The sequence below is a fragment of the Mesorhizobium sp. M7A.F.Ca.ET.027.03.2.1 genome (assembly GCF_003999175.1).
Classification (GTDB): domain Bacteria; phylum Pseudomonadota; class Alphaproteobacteria; order Rhizobiales; family Rhizobiaceae; genus Mesorhizobium.
Genome location: NZ_RZOM01001550.1, coordinates 1 through 955, shown reverse-complemented (window position 1 = coordinate 955; position 955 = coordinate 1). Strand labels below are relative to the sequence as shown.

Genomic DNA, 955 nt, shown 5'->3' with positions numbered 1-955 from the left:
CCGTGGACATCCCGCTGATCCGGCTCGCCCACGGCGAGGCGTGGACAATCTTGCTGCTGCGCACCGGCTGCACCTTGGCCGCGGCACTGATCATGTGGACCATCTGGCGCTCGTTCAGCAAGGATGCGCCGCAGCTGATACCTGGCTGGTCGGGCCTGATCGTTGCCGCGATCTACGGGCTCGGCGCGATTGCGTTCATCACAGGCGTCTACAACACCTCGACCGCCAACCTGGTGTTCATCCTGGCCTTCACAACCATGTTCGCCGCGCTGCTTTCATGGGTGTTCCTGAAGGAGCGGCCGCGGCCGCTGACCTTTGCGGCATTGGCCATGATGATTGTCGGCGTCGTCATCATCGTCGGCGATTCCGTCGGCACCGGATATCTGTTCGGCGACCTGATGGCGTTGTGTTCGGCCTTCCTGATCGCCTGCGCCATCACCATCTCGCGCGCCAGCGGCAAGGATATGGGCTTTACCTCACTGATCGGCGTCGTCCTGCCTTTCGGGCTGGCGGCGTTCATGGTTTCCAAGACCGGCTTTCAGGTCGAGGCGCCCTGGTGGATCATCCTCAACGGCGCCGTCATCATGCCGATAGCGTTCTTCTGCCTTGCCGCCGGGCCGAAATACATTTCGGGCCCTGAAGTGGCGATGTTCTACCTGCTCGAAACCGTGCTGGCGCCGGTCTGGGTGTGGATGATCTTTGCCGAAACACCGACGCGCAACAGCCTGATCGGCGGCGCGATCCTGATCGTCACCCTGATTGCGCATTCGCTGTGGCAGCTTCACGAAGGACGCAAGCGGCGTGGCGACCTTGCGGTGCAACATCCGGTCTAAGGCGCGTTGAGATCAGGCGCTGGCCTTCTTCGCCACGTCAGGTTCCGGCAAGGCTTCTATTTGCAGGCCGGCTTCGATTTCGGCTGGCGAGCCGGGGGCGATTTCGTCGGCCAGTTCCACCT

1 protein-coding gene is annotated in these 955 nt (G+C 62.5%); it reads left to right on the top strand.

Annotated features, from left to right (window positions below; genetic code table 11):
- The first annotated feature begins 2 nt into the window (after window positions 1-2).
- Entirely contained in the window at window positions 3-833 is an 831-nt protein-coding gene (locus tag EN750_RS36360; protein WP_245482923.1) for a DMT family transporter, read from the top strand.
- The last annotated feature ends 122 nt before the right edge of the window (window positions 834-955 follow it).